Here is an 18,869-nt window from a genome sequence, read left to right on the forward strand (position 1 = left end):
TAGACGATTCACCTCCCTTCTCCCTTAGAGAAAAGGGCGCCCGTGGCACGAAGGTTCAAGTGGTGAACAATCACCCCTGGATGGATTGTTTATTGTATTTCTAGTATATCATATATTCAATAGATCGGTTCCCTCCCTCCGATACATTTTGTTCACTACCTCGCATTAAAATTACTCATATATAGCATAGTGATTAGAATGTTTTTTTATAGCAGCAGTAATTTCCCTCATTTAATTCATCGTTCTTCCTGTCCTTTTTTGACAAAACAACCTTTTTTATATTACCGTTCAAATCACTTGTCATATATGTTGCCTTATCGCTCATTCCCATTCGCTCCTTTTAAATAATGTGTGTTTGTAAATGTATGATGTATACGCCGATATGCAAAACGACTTCCGCCAACATACATTATGTTATTACATACGTCCCATAAACCCTGTTATATTAACCTTGATGCGTGTGCGTTGATTTTCTCTCTTAATGCAATCCAAAAAACCGCAACGTCTTGCGGTTTCCGTATTGTCAAGCAGCGTATAAAAGTGTGCATAAAATCCTCTTTTGAATAAATAAATGGGGAGCGATAGAATCAGCAAGAAAAATACCAACAATTTTTTTAAGCCATACAACAAACAGACGTTTCCCGAGACTTGGGAGTCCAATTCTTCATAATTGCTTTTCATGACCGGATGGGTTTTCACCCTTCCTTGCTATACCCCTCTTCCGCTTCCCGTTTCACTTCCGCAAGCGTTGGCGAACCCAAGCCGGCGGTCACTGTCGCCACGTAGCTCCCTTCGATGATCGGGGCATTGCAAATCGCGATGTTTCGGTCTTCATACATTTCCTGTACCATTTCCGCGTTCATTTTCGCGCTTCCAATGTCATAAAAAATAAGAATAGCGTTTTCCGGATCAATTTCTTCTACGACTGCTTCAATACGGTCCACGCTTGTGCCGATTTCGCCTCCGTCGAGCCCACCACAAGCATAGACGCCCACCTCCGGATTCGCTTGCTGCAATAATTCCCGCGCGCCTTCCGCCAATGCCTTAACGTGGGAGATTAAAAGGATCGCCACTCGATTCTCCGCCATTATCCTTCCCCCTCATTCATTGTCTTCGCCAATGCTTGAAACAAATAAAAGCTGGATACTGCTCCCGGGTCGAGATGACCCACCGACTTCTCGCCGAGAAGTGCTCCGCGCCCTTTTTTGACAACCATGTCTTCGGTTTCATCCATTCCTTTTTTCGCAATCTCCTCGACTTTCTTCCAGTCCGGTTCATTTTCATCCAGCGTTGCTGCCACCGGAGACCATACATCCAAAAGCGTGCCGTCACCGGCTTGGGCTTTCCCTCGCTGGGCAATCCCTTCCACCGCTTTTGTCATCCCCGACATCCACGCCGGACCATCCGCTTGACGCTCATCCTTCCAAGCTGCACCCAGACGCATAAAAGCAGTCCCATACAACGGACCTGCGGCACCACCAACGTTAGAGACGAGTGCACTGCCGATTTTTTGCATTAGTTGTGACAGAGGTAACTCCCGCCAATCGTCCAGACGCTCAACTACGGCTCGAAAGCCCCGTTCCATATTCACACCATGATCACCATCGCCCACGAATTGATCTAGCTTGGATAATTCATCTTTATGTTCGACCAGCTTTTTCGCTGTTCTCCGCATCCACTGAGCTGCCTGCTCACTATTCATTTCTCTACCCCCTCAACCTTGCGTCCATTGAACCGTTCGCGCCGGTGCTTCTAAGCATTCAGACAATTCTTCATCGAGTGCCAACAAAGTCAAGGACACGCCTGCCATATCAAGGCTTGTCATATAATCCCCGACAAACGTGTGTTGGATATCCCGATCCAATTGCTTCATCACATCATTCGCAAACACATGCTGCTCCATAAGCGAAGTGCCGCCCATGCCATTGATCATGATCGCCAACGGCGCTTCCGAAGGAATTTCTTTTAAAATAGGTTCCAGTAAAAGTTGCGCCGTCTTTTCGGACGTCGCCACGTCCCGGCGCTCCATGCCCCGTTCCCCGTGAATGCCAATCCCAACTTCCATTTCGTCTTCGGAAAGATCAAAACTCGGCTGAGCAACCGCCGGCAATGTACAGGGCTTGAGTGCAACACTCATGCTCCGAATCCGGCTCACCGCCTTTTCTGCGACACGCTTCACGTCGGGCAATGATGCACCTGTTTCCGCAAACGCACCCGTAATTTTTTGGACGAGCACCGTTCCGGCAATTCCCCGGCGCTGTTCGGGATCGTTAACGGCAACATCATCATTAATGATGACCATCTCTGTTTTGACCCCTTCTGCCTCCGCCATCTCCTGTGCCATTTCACCATTCATAACGTCCCCATTGTAATTTTTTATGAGAAGCAATACACCTTTTCCTTGATCAGCTGCCTGGATAGCCGCGAAAAACTGGTCTGCTCCCGGTGACGTGAACACCTCTCCGGCGACAGCAGCATCGAGCATCCCTTCTCCGACGTAGCCGGCATGAGCTGGTTCATGTCCACTTCCGCCACCGCTAACGAGGCCGACTTTTTGCGAAGTGAGCGAGCGCCGGGCAATGACATCCGTCCCTTCCAAACGTTGGATCAAGGTATTGTTTGCCGCGACAAGCCCGTCCAGAAAAGCAGACACAATGTTTTCAGGATCATTCATTATTTTTTTCATATAAATCCCTCCGATCGTAATATGCATGATATATATACCCGTTAATCGAGAGAGAAAATCGTGAAAAAACGCGTTCACCTGCTCGATTTCAGTGAACACGCCATAGCCAATGATTACAGTAGCTAGTGTAACGTTTCAAAAGGGATCAGCATTTTCTACCTGTTCGAGAAACGTTAGCCCTTTCAACGTCCCTCAGATCAACAGTTTTTGCCAATTCGGGGGACGTTGAAGCTTTCAGCGTCCCTCGGTTCAACAGTTTTTGCCAATTCAGGGGATATTGGAGCTTTCAGCGTCCCTCAGTTCAACAGTTTCTGCCAATTCGGGGGATGTTGTGGAGCTTTCAGCGTCCCTCAGTTCAACAGTTTTTGCCAATTCGGGGGACGTTGGAGCTTTCAGCGTCCCTCAGTTCAACAGTTTCTGCCAATTCGGGGGATGTTGGAGCTTTCAACGTCCCTCGGTTCAACAGTTTCTGCCAATTCGGGGGATGTTGGAGCTTTCAGCGTCCCTCGGTTCAACAGTTTTTGCCAATTCGGGGGATGTTGGAGCTTTCAGCGTCCCTCAGATCAACAGTTTTTGCCAATTCGGGGGATGTTGGAGCTTTCAGCGTCCCTCAGTTCAACAGTTTCTGCCAATTCGGGGGATGTTGTGGAGCTTTCAGCGTCCCTCAGTTCAACAGTTTTTGCCAATTCGGGGGACGTTGGAGCTTTCAGCGTCCCTCAGTTCAACAGTTTCTGCCAATTCGGGGGATGTTGGAGCTTTCAGCGTCCCTCGGTTCAACAGTTTTTGCCAATTCGGGGGACGTTGAAGCTTTCAGCGTCCCTCAGTTCAACAGTTTTTGCCAATTCGGGGGATGTTGGAGCTTTCAGCGTCCCTCAGTTCAACAGTTTTTGCCAATTCGGGGGATGTTGGAGCTTTCAGCGTCCCTCACCACTAGACGGTCATCGCCCGATACGGAGCGGCTGTCCACACATTCTTCATCAAACATTTGTTTAATAAATCGTATCGACATATTCCCACGCCCTAATGTTACGTGGAAGGACGCGGACTTGAGCACATGGATGTACATTCCACCCCTTCACCTTCGATTTGAATGACTGCGTGTGAGATGTGAAATTCTTCTTTTAATATGTGGTTCGCTTGCCAGAGCAATACGTCGCGGTCCGCCCCCTCTTCTACAACAAGATGGCAACTTAACGCCGGGAAGTCTGAAGTGATCGACCACAAATGCAAATCATGCAACGAATGGACATGCGGCAATGCTTTTATATGCTTTTCAATCTTTTGCAAGGATATGCTCGGTGGTTTCCCTTCCATCAGGACATGTACCGACTCGCTCACAATCCGAAATCCTGCCGTTAAAATTAACAGCGCCACTACGATGCTGATAATCGGATCGGCAAGTGTCCAATTGAAAGATAATATAAGCAGTCCTGCAACCAGTACACCGATCGTACTGACAATATCTCCGAGTACGTGAAAAAAGGCGCCGCGCAAGTTCAAGTTTCCTTTCACATCGCCCCCGCGCAAAAATATCCAGGCAATCAGCAAATTGATGAAGAGAGCAATGCCTGCAAACGCCAGCATTCCTCCCCCCGCAACTTCGGGAGGTTCTTGAAAACGTTGAACCGCCTGCCAAAGAACAAATCCGGAAATTCCGATCAACACGATTCCGTTTACTAGCGCCGCAAGAATCTCAAATCGCCGGTAACCAAATGTTTTGCTTTTGCTTGCTGCCCGTTCTCCGACCCTAAACGCAATCAGTGCGAGACCAATGGCAAAAAAATCGCTCAGCATATGTCCGGCGTCAGCCAAAAGGGCAAGGCTGTTCGTTAACAAACCTCCGATCACTTCGGCGATGACGAGGGTAAATATCAATAATAGGGCTAACAAAAGCGCTTTTTTATTATCGGTATGATGGTGGTGGTGGTTATGAGACATTCGAACACCTCCTAATCATGCAAAGAATGATGAATAGTTTGTTCCAGAACTTCGAGCACATGCCTGTCATCCGGGGAATAATAAACCGATGTTCCTTCTCTTCTCGACGTAACGAGCCGGATATTTTTTAACAAACGTAACTGGTGAGAAACCGTGGACTGGCTTAATGACAAACGTTCGGCTATCGTGTTCACCGAACATTCTTTTATGGAAAGCAAGTGTAAAATACGAATTCTTGTCGGGTCGGATAAAGCTTTAAATGTTTGTGAAACAGTGAACAGCGTTTCTTCGTCGAGATCGTGCATGGGATCCTCCATATTATACTTATTTATATGATCATATATTCATATTATCATGAACGGTTGATCAATATCAACCGGGCGTCGAGAACATTCATGAGGACTGAAACTTGATATTCGCAATCAAAAGGGGCACCACGAAGCGTTTATGAAGACCGAAGTTCGATGATGTCTGACTTGATGTCTGTCCACAGGGGCTCCATAAGATCGTAATCGTATGACAGTTTAAAAAAGCACCATGAAGCGTCCATGTCGACCGTTTACCGTTAATCACTCCCGATACGGACGCCATAACTTAATTTTAAGTGTAGTGTCCAAAAATCCCGTTCACCAATTTTAAAAAAATCCTGCCATACGTTCTAAATCTGCGGCAAACACAGAAAATAGATCGATTGACGCTTTCCAACGATCCAGAATCGCGCCATGCGACTAAAACAGATCGTTAGACGCCTTCAAACGATCTAGAATCAGCGTGGTCGTCTAAAACAGATCGTTAGGCGTCTTGGCCGTTTCCAATACGGGCGCCATGGATCGAATCCCCGGGCGCTCAGTCAAACATCAACGGACGGGCGATTTTGTTGATGGCGCCGCCATCAACCATAAGCGTCTGCCCGCTTACGTACGTGGATTCATCCGAAGCAAGGAATAAACAAGCGTTCGCGATATCTTCCGTCGTGCCGATGCGGCCCATCGGCTGAAAATCAAGCGTTTGCCTAAACGCTTCATCCGGGTCTTCGAGACTTTCGAATGTTTTTTGCAGCAGAGGTGTATCGACGGTGCTCGGCCCTACAGCGTTCACACGAATCTGATCGGCGCCATAATCGAGGGCCATTTGCCGTGTAAGTGCCGTCAATCCACCTTTCGCAGTAGCATAAGCGGCGAGGCGGGGGATCGTCTTTTCCGCGTGCCAAGATGCGATGTTGATGATGGAGCCGCCTCCCCGTTTTTGCATTTCCGGCAACATGTATTTTGAGCATAGAAAAGGGCCGGTCAAGTTGATCCCCAGAAGTTGGTTCCACTCTTCCAAGGACGTTTCGTGCAAGGATTTGCGAAAATTGATCGCGGCATTGTTCACCAAAATATCAATGCCGCCATAATTGTCCACCACCGTTTTCACCAGATCCATCACACTCGCATCATCACTAACGTCGGTCGGCTGAAAAAAAGCGTCCATTTGATTGTTTTGCAATTGTTGAACGGTTTCACGGCCTATTTCTTCATCGACATCGGCGACAACAACTTTTGCCCCTTCCTTTCCGAACGTTCCGGCAATGCCTTTGCCGATCCCTTGGCCACCACCGGTCACGATGGCTACTTTATCTTGTAAACGCATACGCTTCCTCCTTTTTAGTACCTATTCCCTTTTTCCCGCGTGACATAACCTTTGCGGTAATCATCTTTTTTTGCCTCCGGATCGCGATCCGCGGCATTCCCGATGCCGCCTCCGCCGGGCAAGTGCATCGTAACAATGTCTTCCGGCGCTAACGTGTACAACTTCTTTGAATCGCCCACGGGGGCATCATTGATGCTCACTTCCGCCTTCGCCCCATCGCCCCCGCCTTCCAATCCTTTCGGCGCAAATTGTGTGCGGTCAAACATTAAGGGTAAGTGATAAGGTCGATCGGTCCGTACGCCGAAACGAATCGTCTGCCCGAGCCCACCCCGAAATTCGCCCGTACCCCCTGAATCAGGACGAAGTTCTTTTTGATACAGCAATAACGGCGACATATTTTCAATGATTTCCACCGGCGTTCCTTTAACACCCGATGGAAAAGTCGTTGCCGAAAGGCCATCTTTGCCCGGACGGGCGCCCGCCCCGCCGGCATTGAACACAACAAAAGAAAAGGCTTGCCCCGCTTTATCCTCTCCATGCACTTGCAGTGCGAAAATGGCAGCGGACCCTTCTGCCGGGATTTTTTCCGGCATTACGTGATAGAGGGCACCGAGCACGCACATCGGAGCAAAATGGCCGATGATATGGCGCGCCGCCGTTGGCATCGGATGCACCGCGTTCAGCACACTGCCTTCGGGTGCGCGCACGCTCACCGGGCGAAAACTTCCCTCATTGCTCGGGATATCCGGCGTAAGAGTTGCTTTCAATACATAATTCACATAGGCGAGCGTGTAATTAAGGCAAACGTTAATCGCTTTCGAGCTGCCATCCGAAGTTCCGCTGAAATCAACATATACCTCATTGCCCCTGACGGTGAGCGCGCACTTCAACCGCACCGGTTTCTCACTGCCATCACTGTACAATTCATTTTCATACGTTCCGTCAGGCAATTCGGCGATCGCCTTGCGCATGGCCGTTTCCGACAAGCGCATGATTTCGGCACCGACTGCTTCCAAATCCTCAAGCCCAAATTCCGTAAGTGTCTCCCGTAAACGCGCAATGGCCACGTCCTGCGCGACCACTTGGGCACGTAAATCGCCGAGCACTTGGTCGGGCGCGCGTACATTGGCGCGAAGCAACGCCACAAGCGTCTCATCGATCACTCCTTCGTCATAGAACTTCATATAGGGAATAAGGACACCCTCTTCGTAAATGCTCTCTCCCTCAGGGCTGAAACCGCGCCCGCCCACATCGGCAACGTGACAGGTGGAGGCAAAATAACCGATAAATTGCTCTTTGAAGAATACAGGCGTTACGATGGTTATATCCAACAGATGGCCCGATATTTCATAAGGGTTATTTCCAATGAGGACATCCCCTTCTCTTAATGTCTCCCCCGGTATATTTTCCAAAAAATACCGCACACCGGTGGCCATGGAATTGATATGTCCCGGCGTTCCCGTTTGCGCTTGCGCAATCATATCTCCATTTTTATTGAACAAACCGGCCGACAAGTCATTCGCATCGGACAAAATACTCGTAAAGGAGGTCCGGATCAATGTTTTCGCCTGCTCTTCAAGCAAAGTGACGAGACGGTTCCAAAGCACCTCCAATTGAATCGGATCAAACATGCGCCCCCTCCTTTATCATCCATAAGTTGGATAATTCATCTACTTTTAAAAGAAAACCGGGGTTGACGACGAGCGTCGATTCCCGTTCTTCCACGATAGCGGGACCGTTGAACTCCACCCCCGGGGCAAGGGTTGCCCGTTCGTAGACAGGTGTCTGCCGAAAAGATTTATATGTCCGAAAATAAACGTCGCGGTACGCTTTCGGACTAGCAACTGCCGTCGCTTGATTTTCCGACGCCCGGAGATAAATGTGCGGTTCGGGGCCACGCACAACGACCCGCCAATTCAATGCTTCCATCGCCATCTCCTCATTCGCTTCGGCGTAACGTTTCGCATACTCCGTTTTAAAGTTTTCCGTAATCTCGGCAACACTTTGGACCGTAAGTTCGCCGGCGGGAATGGGCACGCTAATCTCGTGCGTTTGCCCGGCGTATTTCATTTCCGCATACCGCAAGATTTCAATCTCTTCTGTCACACCCGCTTGCGCGAGCAGCGTCTTTCCATCACGTTCCATTTCCTCAAACAAAGCCATGACTGCTTTCCAAACCATTGTGTCTAGCCTCCCGTGAAAACTACGGACAAAATCAAACGCGAGGGCTGATGTGAGAAAACCGAAAGCCGAATTCACACCGGCGCCAATCGGCAGCAACACCGTGTCCACACCTAAAATCTCCGCCACGTGACTGATATGCACCGGACCGGCACCGCCGGAGGCAAAAAGCGGATAGTCACGAATATCCTTACCCTTTTCAACAGCATGAATGCGGCTTGCACTCGCCATATTTTCATTCACGACTTCGTGAATGCCCCATGCCGCTTCCACTACACCTAACCCGAGCGGCTTGGCAACTTCCTTTTCAATGGCCGCATACGCCCGCGCTTTATTCAACGGCATATTTCCGCCGAGAAAATAATCCGGATTTAAATAACCAAGGATGAGATCGGCATCGGTAACCGTTGGCCGCGTGCCGCCCAAATCATAACTGGCCGGCCCCGGGTTGGAACTGGCGCTCTCAGGACCCACTTTCAAAAGACCAAGGCGATTGACATGCGCGATGCTTCCGCCGCCGGCGCCGATTTCAATCATTTCCACGACCGGCACTTTCACCGGCATGCCGCTCCCCTTCATGAACCGCTCCGCACGACCGACTTCAAATTCATTCGTCGTGAGCGGTTTTCCATCATCGACGAGGCTTGCTTTTGCCGTTGTCCCGCCCATATCGAATACAAGCAATTGGCCAAGGCGACTGCGCTCGCTGTAATAAGCACCGGCAATCGTCCCGCCGACAGGCCCGGACTCAAGAATGCGAATGGGAAAGCGCGTCGCCGTCTCAACCGTACACGTCCCCCCACCCGAGAGCATCATGAGAAAATTTCCGGAAAATCCTCTCGCTTGCAAGGCATTTTCCAATTTACCCAAATAGCGTTGCACGAGGGGTTGCACAAATACATTCGCCACTGTTGTGGACGTGCGCGGATACTCACGGATTTCGGGCGAAACTTCGCCGGAAAGAGAGACGTACAGATCCGGTGCCACTTCTTCGGCTATTTCACGTACGCGAGTTTCATGCGCCATATTCCGATAGCTATGTAAAAAACAAACGGCTACAGCTTCCACACCATCCTCCCTAAGCCGACGAAAGGTTTCTTTTACCCCCGTTTCATCGAGGGCTTCCATTACTGTTCCATCATTCAAGATCCGTTCTTTTACAGTATACCGTAGTTCCCGCGGAACGAGGGGAAACGGATTTTCTACAAAAAGATCATAGAGGTCGTAGCGACTCTCGGTAGCGATTTCCAGTTGATCCCGAAACCCTTCGGTAGTGATTAATGCCGTTTTCGCCCCCTTTCGCTCAATCAGAGCATTCACTACAAGCGTTGTGCCATGAATGATCGTATCAATGTCTTCATAACGATACCCAAATTTTTGTAAATTATCTTCCAATCCGTCAATAAACCCGTCCGAAGGATCCGGATACGTTGTCAACGTTTTTCCAAACGACCGGTTTCCTTTGCTCTCGAGAAAAACAAAATCGGTGAACGTTCCGCCAATGTCAACACCAACTTTAATCGATGTCATACACGGACCTCCTCTCTGTATGTAGTTTCTCGATGAAAGGTACAAAATCCTTTATTTCAGGCATTAGAAAACTTGGCTTTTCGCCAAGCTTTTATGGCGAGATCCTTCGCCCAACTTATGCAGGTAATAACGTTGATTTACACTTTCTTACCTGCCCAAAAAAGCGCCCAGGATAGAATCGGGCGCCCGATGGTATTATTCTAAACGTTGTAAGCTGCGTGGCCACTCGACCGATGCACCGCCATTAATTGCGGACTTTCGAAACTTCCCCGATCGTGAAACGCGCCTACGATCCAATCCAATTCAATCGCTCTTTTGATTGCATGTGTACGGTCTTTGGCATTGATTTTTTTTATAATTTGACTTACATGATTGTTGACGGTTGATTTGGCAAGATAAGCATTTTCCGCAATTTTTAGATTGCTTTTCCCTTCTAAAATTCCTTGCAAAATACGGCATTCAGCAGGGCTGAGTTTCGAAGAGGCTTTTTCGAAATCAAGCTGAAAGTGCCTTTGTACACCAGTCTTGCGAGTGATCGCCTTATCAAATACCTTAAGAAAATCAATGTTTAGCGCCGGGTCGATATAAGAAGGACCGGATGTCCTGTTTTTAATCTGATATGCTAACGTTGGGATGGGATGTGAACCGGCAATAACATGCGAAACCCCCGCATTCAGGACCTTCTCGAATGATTGCCGGTCCCCGGGATTAACCAGGGCAACATAATTATGTAACGTTCGCTCTCTTAACTGTTCAAGACTTGCCCTTTTTCCCACGACAACATGAATTTGCTCCCGTTCAAAGAGAAGCCTTTTTTGATCCGGATCGAAATACATATCATTATGAAACTCATACAGTTCAGCCAACCGCTGTTGCGCTTCCGTTTCTTCGTAAAAGGTCAAACAAACAATCATCGTGTATCCTCCCATTTTGTAAATATACTTAATAATAGCATATTTTGGTTTCATTATCAAAATATTAAGCAAAGTTTATACTCAGTGTTGAAACAACGACGAACGGGGCGTTGGATCGGAGCAGAGGTAAGTCACCATGATCGACTGGTGGATGGTACCCGAAATACTGGTTTGAACACGATTTGGGGCTTCATGAGCGGGGGGCATGGCGACCGAAGTACCGGTTCGAATTCGGGTTAGGTCATCATGAGCCGCTGGTGAGGTCATAAGTGTGCAACAATGTTTTTCCAGTGCGCTTCAACCCTTCGCCAACCGTGCCATAAGTGCGATGACATCGTCGCTTTGTTCTTCGTCTTCCGCTGTTTTGTTCAGTTGTTCATGACCACAGCGCTGACAAATGTGGACGATTTGGTATCCCTTTTTCGAATGATAGCTCAGATCAACCGGTTTCATGATCCCTCCGCATACAGAAGCACGATCACCGGGGCGCTTATCCAAATGCTTGGAATGGAGGCAAAACGGGCAATGATTTCGATAACTGCCGTTCGTTAACGGTTGCACCTCTCTCCCGCAGTGTTCACATGTAAAACCGGTGTTTTCCGTTGTTTTGCTCAAGCCAATCCCTCCAACTTTCCCACTGATTATAGCAGTGCAAGTAGCAATTGCTTCCATCCTCTCATATCCGTGTTATTTTATCGAGCGCATGGACATCATGATGAAAAAGAAGGAGGCGTTGAACGCATGAGCAAAGATAAAAACGTATGTACGTCCTGTGATGGGACAGGTCTCTTGGCGGATGACGAAGGGTGGCAATATCCTTGCACGATTTGCGGCGGTGACGGGATTTTTGCAAAAGGTGATCCCACACATCCCGAACGCCCCATCAATGTCGACGATATGAATCGTACACTGGAATAAAAAAACAGCTATTGTCGCGGTTAACCAAGGCCGCGGCAATTTCTAGGCAACCTTTTCGCCCATGCATTGATCTTTATCACCCGGAAAAGCTAATTAGAAAAGAAGGACCCTTTGAAAGAGCAAAAATGGAAGTTCCGCTGCCGTTTTCGACAATAACACAAAGTAGGAGAGACCAATGGAAAAAAAGGTTGAAGCCATTTTATGGAGCATCGCCTTGCCGGGATTCGCCCAATTGTTAAGTCGAAACTATGTGAAAGGGATCCTGCTTATCTTGATTGAGATCATCGTTAATGTGCAAGGAAATTTGAACACGTTGATCGTTTTAAGTTTTCAAGGACATACCCAAGAAGCAGTTCAGCAAGCGGATTACTTATGGATTATGTTTTATCCTTGCTTATATTTTTTTGCGATTTGGGATGCTTACAAAAATGCCGGCGGTGACGAAAAACCGTATATGGCTGTCCCCTTTGCCTCGGCCGCATTCATTACGACGATTGGCGTTGCTTATTCCTCCCAAGCGATCATGGGCGTGGTTGTCGGACCGATCTTTTTGCCGATTCTCAGCTCTTTTGTCGGATTGGGACTTGGATTTGCAACCAGGATAATAATTAGGGATTGCTGAACAACTTGCAGCTATCAGCTAAAGCCGGGATGCCGCTTCCATGGCTTCGCTTTCCGCGGACGAACGGGCAAGCCTCCTCGCGCAAAACCGGCGCTGTGGGGGCTTGACGCGTCCGTTTTTCCGCTGGAATCTCGCCATTGCAGCACCGTCCCTCCGTACGTTGCCAGAAGTGCAAGGGTTTTTTTGCTTATAGGATGGATTTCCTTGCATCCAGCTTTGACAACACCAACGGAAAAAGCTTATGTGCCAGTCTTTTTCCGTTAGTCAGCAGTCCCTAATTAAGACGCTCACCTAAAGCCATTATAAGGAGATCGACCATCATGAAGAATTTTTCTCAAACCAATCAAGAGCGTCGCTTCAAAGCATATGTCAGTATTTTAGGCACCACACAATTACATTTACGCAACCCTTACATCGTCGCGTGGTGGGGCGCCGCCCTTCCCGGATTTGGCCATCTTCTTTTATCAAAATATCTGAGAGGCTTCACTTTGTTCCTCTGGGAAATTCTTATCAATGTGATGTCTAATCTCAACCTTGCGATGGTTTATTCGTTTACGGGTCATTTTGAGTTGGCCAAAGAAGCCCTCGAACCAAGATGGGTGCTGATGTATATTCCGGTGTATATTTTCGGAATCTGGGACAGTTATCGAACGACGGTGGATCTAAATAAACAGTATTTGCTGGCTGAGCGGGAAAATGCCCCGATTGCCTCTTTTAATTTGGGTGCGATGGAAATGAATTACTTGGACAAAAGAAGGCCAATCATGGCGGTTCTTTGGTCGCTCGTAACCCCGGGGTTGGGGCAATTATACATTCATCGTGTGCTTACAGCTATTTTTGTCACCACTTGGTTTATTGTTTTCGTTTATTATTCGAAAGTGTTGATCGCCACCCATCTTCTCTTTTTGGGTCAAGTCGGTGAAGCCACACAAGTGTTGGACCCACAATGGCTTCTTTTCTTGCCGTCTGTCTTTGGCTTCGCGATTTATGACGCTTACGTGAATACGGTGGAAAATAATAAACTGTTTGAAAACGAACAACGTAATTTTTTACAAGCAAATTATCAAACGTACCGTATAAGACTGTCTGATCGGAAGGTGTAGATATAAACATGCAAATCTTTGCCACCTTTGAACATTCCATCTATTTAGAACTCGCTTTATCAAGTTTGAACACGATCGGCATCCAAAAAAAGAGTATTCTAGCCGTTCCACTTGAAAATCGCGTCGAGGAGCGCAAATTGTTTGATTCGCTCCATCGTTCGGACGGAGTGAGTTTGTTTGATAAAGGAGTCGCCCTGGCCGTGGTGTTTTCCGTTATCGGAGCCAGCCTCGGTTTCGAGTGGGAATGGGGACCGATCTATTGGGGACTGCTTGGCGCTGCATCTGGATTCTTGTTTGGTTTTATCATCGACCTCCTGATATATAAAGTATTTAGTAAAAGAAAAAGGCTGTTAAAAGGCAAAAAATCCGAAGTAATTTTAATCGTTGCATGTCATCCGGACAAAGTGGAAAAGGTAGAACAGATACTATGGGATCATCACGCCCTTGGGGTGGCAAAAACCGAGGATGCATCCGGTCAATAAAGGAGGAAGGACATTTTGGAACGATTAGTTTTACGACTATTACTCGTGATTGGTTTGGCATGTTTTCCATTTACATTTCAAAAAAATCGCGTAAAAGAATGGGGAATTGTTTTCTTTGCAACAGGGTGGGTGGTCACCTTTTTGGCCCAGATCGTCGTGAAAGGAAAACGATTGAATTATCCGATACGTCCTTTACCGAAGTATTTTGACACGAATGTTTTGTACGAGCACCTTATCCTCCCGCTCTTTTGCGTCTGGTTTAACCAATTCACTTATCACGCCAAATGGTGGAGCATCATTGGACAAGCTGTGCTTTACAGCAGCATTCATACGTTGATCGAATATTTTGTGGATAAAAAGACGGGGCTTGTAAAGTGGCGTAAATGGAAATGGTACCATAATGTTGCTTCCCTATCGATGGTTTTTATCGGCAGCAGCGGAGTGCTTACATTATTTAAATGCTTGTCCGCGCGATACGACGATTAGAGAAAATATTGAGGTCAAAAAACGGTTTTGGCCATGATTGCAGATGTGTGTCGTCGAGGAAATGGCGATCCCGGTTGGATAAACAATCTTAGCAATAGCATTCCCTTTCTTAATGCTGGTCTGCAAAAAGCCACCAATATAATGTACTGAGAAAGCCTAACAAACTTGTAATGCCAATGATGATTAAACTGCTCCAATTGATAATGTTTTCTCCCGTTAAACCACTGTAGAGTGCCGGTATCGCCCATGGAAAATAGTCACCGTGCCCTACAGCTGCAACAATTTGCGAAAAAATAAGTGTCATAATGACAAAGCCTACCGGAGCTAAATATCCACGACTATAACTTGCAAAGAAAGCAACAGGAGTGCTTAGAATAATCGTTAACATGGTAACGATTAGTATGACATAAAGACTCGGCACCACGATGGCTGAAGACCATTGTGGAAGACCTACGATCCACCCAATAAAAAAACCGAAAGTTACGATATAGGCACTTAATGCTATGTTTGTAATAAATGACGCTAAAAATTTTGATATAACAATCACTGCTCTTGAATAAGGAAGGGTCAGAAGGTCTTTTACAGTGTTATCAACGTACTCTCTTCCAAATATCCAACTTGTAACAAAACCAAAAACGAAAATACCGCCTACTGCAATCATCTGGGCATGTAAGTCTAAATAGGACTGCCAGTTAGCCTCTCCAGCAACTTGCGCTTGAGCCCCGACTAATCCGGTACTTTCCGCAAGTGCTGGATCTTTTAATACGAACATAAAAAAACCAGCCATTAGCGGGGCAATGCTGAAAGCTGCTGCGATTATCCAAATGACTTTCGACTTGATGATTTTAAGCCCTTCCATATGCAAGGTAACGAGAAAATATTTCATTGTACTTTTTCCCCTTCCCTTTCGATAATTTTCATAAAATAAGATTCTAAGTTTTCCTCTTTTACAATTAATTTCGTTGGGGCAAACCCTGTGTACACAAGCAATCGGGATATCTCATCGGGATCTCGAATGGCTCTTCCATCGGTGGTTTCAATTAATCCATCGTTATTTATTTTTGAGGCGTACCCAGCAGTTGTTAGTTGCGAAATAGCCGACTTATTATGACGGGTATCAATGACTAGCTGTTGGTTGAGAAGATCACGCAGTTGAATGGATTCAATTTCTTGTATTAATCGCCCATTATGAATGATGCCAATTTTAGTTGCTATTTTAGCTACTTCACTAAGCAGATGACTGCTCATTAAAATGGTAACGCCTCGATTAAACGCTAAATCTTGAAGTAACGCTCTAATTTCTACAATTCCTGAAGGGTCCAAGCCATTCATGGGCTCATCTAAAATCAAAATTTCTGGTGAATGGAGAAGAGCCTTTGCAATTCCTAATCGTTGAGCATTCCCTAATGAAAGATTCCCAGCCTTTTTTTGGGCGTATCGTGTTAAATTAAGCTGTTCCATGACTTTCGAGACGATATCAGGGTTTGACATCAATCTGATACGCCGAAAAATTTCTAAGTTTTCTAAGACAGTAAGCTCAGGATAACAATGGGGAGTTTCAACGATGTGTCCGACGCTTCTCCAAATACGCTGATTAGTGGAAGTTACTTTTTCACCTTTTATATAGCAAGTGCCTTCAGTTGGCTTGATCATGCCAAGTAACATTCTAATCGTTGTCGTTTTACCAGATCCATTTAACCCGATAAATCCATATATTTCTCCTTTACCAATACTTAGAGAAACATCTTTGACAGCCTGAAAACCTTTGTATTTCTTTGATATACGGTTTGATTTAATGACTGTTCGCAATTTACTCCCCCTCCTCTTTTATAAGACCATCGACAATCAGATCAATAAACAGTTTAATGGTTTCAGTATAAATTTCTTCACCAATTTCTTTTTTATGAAGTGTTAGTAAAAATAAAGAACGGCATACACTCGCGATGGTTTCGGGGGCTTCTTCAATAATGAACCCTTCATTCTTAAATTTTTCAATTAAAGGCAAAAATGAGATAGAATCATTTTTAAAATGTTTGTCAAGTAATTCCGGAGATAATTTGTCTAGCATATTTTCCATGTTACGTCCAATATATAATTCTCGAATGAATGGGTTCTGCTCGATTGTATTGACCATTTGCTGTAGTATACGTTTGATTGCTTTTTTCGGTTGATTTTCCTTGAAAATATCCAAATTAGCAAATTGTTCTTTTATTTTATCTTCTTCCATTTCAAGTATCACAAAATATAATTCTTCCTTCGAATGAAAAAATTTGTAAAATGTCCCTTGAGCAATCCCAACGTTTTTAGTGATTTCATGAATACTTGTTTTTTGCAATCCAAATTTGCCGAAAAGAATCTTTCCTTGTTCTATAAGGGAGTTCGTGATGACTTGTTTTTCATCATCATTAAATCCTCGAGCCAACTAAAAACCTCCTTATATGAATGCATGAATAAAAATATTTTTCATTCACAACTATTATAAACCATTATGACAAATGTTCAAAGACAATCCCATCATTCAATTTTCACAGAAAATTTTGGCCATATTGGACATGGTGTAACTTCTATTTATAGCTATCGCGCAGGGAATCCAGAAAAGAACTGATTGTGCGCCACAGTTTTTTGGTGCCTTAGGCGCCCGGTGGCGTCTTTTTTCGATGGGCGCCGTACACATTCCGTATAGATTTGTCTTTAAAAGGAACGATAAGATAAACAAATGAGATGCTCATTATTGTAAGTTGTTAACCACGGGCGCCACCCTTCTGCAAGCCCAATCACAGCATCTCCAAAGGATGATCAATCGTGTCATTCCTTTTTATGAAAAAAAAATATCAACAACAAACGCAAAGAGTGCTCTCCGGAAATCTGGAGGATGCGATTCGCTTTATACAGGACGCGTTGGGGCAGAGTGAGGATTTCGTAACGCGCCGTTTTCATGTTTTCGGGAACTTTTCGGCGGTGATGTTCTATTTTTCGGACCTGGTGGATCATATATCGATCAACACCGATATTCTCAAAGCCTTAATGTATGTGCCGCCCCACTTGACCGGTAAGAGTGTAAAAAAAGAACAGTTGCTGGACGTACTTTTAAACGAAACCATCCACCATAGTGAAATGGAATTGGAAAATCAATTATCCACACTGGTGCAGGAAATGCTAAGCGGGAAAACGATTGTTATCATCGAAGGTCACGATGAAGCACTTCTTATCGAAACAAGTCAACGTGAGAAAAGGGCCATCGACGAACCAAAGACAGAACAAGTCGTTCTGGGACCGCGGGAAGGGTTCATTGAACAATTGGGAACCAATATATCCTTGTTGCGTTATCGACTGGCATCCCCTGCTTTTCGGGTGAAAACCCTTAAACTCGGACGTCAAAGCCAATCAAAAGTAGCGATATGTTATTTGGAAGGAACAACAAAGACGACGCTCGTTGAAGAAGTGGAAAGACGCCTGGACACCATCGATATTAATTTTATTGCCGATATCGGGTACATTGAACAATTCATTGAGGATAACAAATATTCCCCTTTCCCTCAATTGCAAACGACCGAACGCCCCGATAAAACAGTGGCCAATTTAGTGGAGGGAAGGGTGGCGATCCTTGTCGATGGATCTCCATTTGCTTTACTGTTGCCGATTGTGTTCAATCAACTGTATCAAACGACAGAGGATTATACGAATCGATTATTAATGGGAAACTTCATCCGAATCATAAGAATCATAGCACTTGTATTTGCGTTAGTAACCTCTTCACTCTATGTCGCCTTTATATCTTTTCATCCGGAATTACTGCCTACGGATTTTGCCGTTGCGGTTGCAAGCGGAAGAGCCGGAGTCCCATACCCAGCCTTGGTAGAAGTATTACTTATTGAAATTTCCATGGAGGTTTTACGGGAAGCGACCATTCGTTTACCGACCCAAGTTGGTGGAGCGTTATCCATCATCGGCGTACTGATCGTCGGCGATGCAGCTGTCCAAGCCGGACTTGCCAGTCCGATCACCGTGGTTGTCATCGCTTTAGCCACGATTGGATCTTTTGCTACCCCGGCCTATAGCGCTTCATTTGCTCTACGTATTCTACGTTTTCCTATCATTCTTCTGGCTGCCATATTCGGACTTTATGGCGTTGTCATCGGAATCCTCACCATCTTTAATCACATGCTCTCATTAAGATCGTTTGGGGTTCCTTATATGAGCCCGGTTTCGCCGGGAAATGCGCAAGGATGGAAAGATGTTGTGTTTCGCTCACCATTATGGGGGCAATGGAGACGTCCGGACTTTCTCCGATCACCAAATCAAAGACGCGTAGATAGAAAAGAATCCGAACAAATGTCCAATGAATCAAACAGCACACGTGATTAATGGAGCATCGGT

Annotated in this window: 21 protein-coding genes; 6 read left to right on the forward strand and 15 right to left on the reverse strand. The window is 46.1% G+C overall.

The genetic code is table 11. The features are described 5' to 3' along the window. Positions 1-417 precede the first annotated feature (417 nt). The 11 genes from HUG20_RS17905 to HUG20_RS17955 form a co-directional block, all read right to left on the reverse strand. Complete coding sequence (locus tag HUG20_RS17905; RefSeq protein WP_200086068.1) at positions 418-699, reverse strand: hypothetical protein; 282 nt, start codon at positions 697-699, stop codon at positions 418-420. Continuing rightward, positions 696-1,088 (reverse strand): dihydroxyacetone kinase phosphoryl donor subunit DhaM, encoded by a 393-nt coding sequence (dhaM, locus tag HUG20_RS17910; protein ID WP_200086070.1) that lies wholly within the window; start codon positions 1,086-1,088, stop codon positions 696-698. The genes HUG20_RS17905 and dhaM overlap by 4 nt, the downstream gene beginning before the upstream one ends. Then, positions 1,088-1,702, reverse strand: coding sequence for a dihydroxyacetone kinase subunit DhaL (gene dhaL, locus HUG20_RS17915; protein WP_200086072.1), 615 nt, complete (start codon positions 1,700-1,702; stop codon positions 1,088-1,090). The genes dhaM and dhaL overlap by 1 nt, the downstream gene beginning before the upstream one ends. Before the next feature lie 12 nt (positions 1,703-1,714). After that, positions 1,715-2,686, reverse strand: coding sequence for a dihydroxyacetone kinase subunit DhaK (dhaK, locus tag HUG20_RS17920; RefSeq protein WP_200086080.1), 972 nt, complete (start codon positions 2,684-2,686; stop codon positions 1,715-1,717). 1,026 nt (positions 2,687-3,712) lie between these two features. Continuing rightward, on the reverse strand, positions 3,713-4,624 hold the full coding sequence (locus tag HUG20_RS17925) for a cation diffusion facilitator family transporter (protein ID WP_200086082.1): 912 nt from the start codon (positions 4,622-4,624) through the stop codon (positions 3,713-3,715). Between the two features lie 11 nt (positions 4,625-4,635). After that, complete coding sequence (locus HUG20_RS17930) at positions 4,636-4,941, reverse strand: ArsR/SmtB family transcription factor (protein WP_200086084.1); 306 nt, start codon at positions 4,939-4,941, stop codon at positions 4,636-4,638. Between the two features lie 529 nt (positions 4,942-5,470). Then, the gene (locus HUG20_RS17935; RefSeq protein WP_200086086.1) at positions 5,471-6,256 is read right to left on the reverse strand and encodes an SDR family NAD(P)-dependent oxidoreductase; all 786 of its coding nucleotides are present in this window, start codon (positions 6,254-6,256) and stop codon (positions 5,471-5,473) included. A 14-nt stretch (positions 6,257-6,270) separates the two neighbouring features. Beyond that, positions 6,271-7,887 (reverse strand): hydantoinase B/oxoprolinase family protein, encoded by a 1,617-nt coding sequence (locus HUG20_RS17940; protein WP_200086088.1) that lies wholly within the window; start codon positions 7,885-7,887, stop codon positions 6,271-6,273. Next, on the reverse strand, positions 7,880-9,967 hold the full coding sequence (locus HUG20_RS17945; RefSeq protein WP_200086090.1) for a hydantoinase/oxoprolinase family protein: 2,088 nt from the start codon (positions 9,965-9,967) through the stop codon (positions 7,880-7,882). Before HUG20_RS17945 ends, HUG20_RS17940 begins: the two co-directional genes overlap by 8 nt. A gap of 200 nt (positions 9,968-10,167) precedes the next feature. Beyond that, positions 10,168-10,881: a LuxR C-terminal-related transcriptional regulator gene (locus tag HUG20_RS17950; protein WP_200086092.1), complete on the reverse strand. Its 714-nt coding sequence runs from the start codon at positions 10,879-10,881 to the stop codon at positions 10,168-10,170. Between the two features lie 297 nt (positions 10,882-11,178). Continuing rightward, positions 11,179-11,496: an RNHCP domain-containing protein gene (locus tag HUG20_RS17955; protein ID WP_246476463.1), complete on the reverse strand. Its 318-nt coding sequence runs from the start codon at positions 11,494-11,496 to the stop codon at positions 11,179-11,181. Positions 11,497-11,622: 126 nt separating this feature from the next. Here HUG20_RS17955 and HUG20_RS17960 point away from each other — a divergent pair, with 126 nt between their 5' ends. Together HUG20_RS17960 and HUG20_RS17965 are read left to right on the forward strand one after the other, a co-directional pair. Beyond that, entirely contained in the window at positions 11,623-11,799 is a 177-nt protein-coding gene (locus HUG20_RS17960) for a hypothetical protein (protein WP_200086096.1), read from the forward strand. A gap of 175 nt (positions 11,800-11,974) precedes the next feature. Further along, positions 11,975-12,421 carry a hypothetical protein gene (locus tag HUG20_RS17965; protein WP_200086098.1) on the forward strand — a complete coding sequence of 149 codons (447 nt, stop codon included), beginning with the start codon at positions 11,975-11,977 and terminating at the stop codon, positions 12,419-12,421. A gap of 14 nt (positions 12,422-12,435) precedes the next feature. Here the strand turns inward: HUG20_RS17965 and HUG20_RS19730 are convergent, their stop codons facing one another. Next, positions 12,436-12,567, reverse strand: a complete 132-nt coding sequence (locus tag HUG20_RS19730) for a hypothetical protein (protein WP_281392463.1) — start codon at positions 12,565-12,567, stop codon at positions 12,436-12,438. A 174-nt stretch (positions 12,568-12,741) separates the two neighbouring features. Here HUG20_RS19730 and HUG20_RS17970 point away from each other — a divergent pair, with 174 nt between their 5' ends. The 3 genes from HUG20_RS17970 to HUG20_RS17980 are packed head-to-tail and all read left to right on the forward strand — an operon-like array spanning position 12,742 to position 14,492. Further along, entirely contained in the window at positions 12,742-13,524 is a 783-nt protein-coding gene (locus tag HUG20_RS17970) for a hypothetical protein (RefSeq protein ID WP_200086100.1), read from the forward strand. An 8-nt stretch (positions 13,525-13,532) separates the two neighbouring features. Next, the gene (locus tag HUG20_RS17975; protein WP_200086102.1) at positions 13,533-14,006 is read left to right on the forward strand and encodes a hypothetical protein; all 474 of its coding nucleotides are present in this window, start codon (positions 13,533-13,535) and stop codon (positions 14,004-14,006) included. A 15-nt stretch (positions 14,007-14,021) separates the two neighbouring features. Next, on the forward strand, positions 14,022-14,492 hold the full coding sequence (locus HUG20_RS17980; RefSeq protein ID WP_200086104.1) for a CBO0543 family protein: 471 nt from the start codon (positions 14,022-14,024) through the stop codon (positions 14,490-14,492). Between the two features lie 109 nt (positions 14,493-14,601). Here the strand turns inward: HUG20_RS17980 and HUG20_RS17985 are convergent, their stop codons facing one another. From HUG20_RS17985 to HUG20_RS17995, 3 genes are read right to left on the reverse strand one after another with little or no spacing between them, the layout of a single operon-like run. After that, entirely contained in the window at positions 14,602-15,378 is a 777-nt protein-coding gene (locus HUG20_RS17985; RefSeq protein WP_200086106.1) for an ABC transporter permease, read from the reverse strand. After that, a complete protein-coding gene (locus HUG20_RS17990; protein ID WP_200086107.1) occupies positions 15,375-16,301 on the reverse strand; it encodes an ABC transporter ATP-binding protein in 927 nt (308 codons plus the stop codon). Before HUG20_RS17990 ends, HUG20_RS17985 begins: the two co-directional genes overlap by 4 nt. A 1-nt stretch (position 16,302) precedes the next feature. Beyond that, a complete protein-coding gene (locus HUG20_RS17995; RefSeq protein WP_200086109.1) occupies positions 16,303-16,914 on the reverse strand; it encodes a TetR/AcrR family transcriptional regulator in 612 nt (203 codons plus the stop codon). 380 nt (positions 16,915-17,294) lie between these two features. On the opposite strand from HUG20_RS17995, the gene HUG20_RS18000 reads away from it, so the two are divergent. Beyond that, the gene (locus tag HUG20_RS18000) at positions 17,295-18,857 is read left to right on the forward strand and encodes a spore germination protein (protein ID WP_246476464.1); all 1,563 of its coding nucleotides are present in this window, start codon (positions 17,295-17,297) and stop codon (positions 18,855-18,857) included. Positions 18,858-18,869 lie beyond the last annotated feature (12 nt).

It is taken from the genome of Salicibibacter cibi, from assembly GCF_016495865.1.
Taxonomy (GTDB): domain Bacteria; phylum Bacillota; class Bacilli; order Bacillales; family Marinococcaceae; genus Salicibibacter; species Salicibibacter cibi.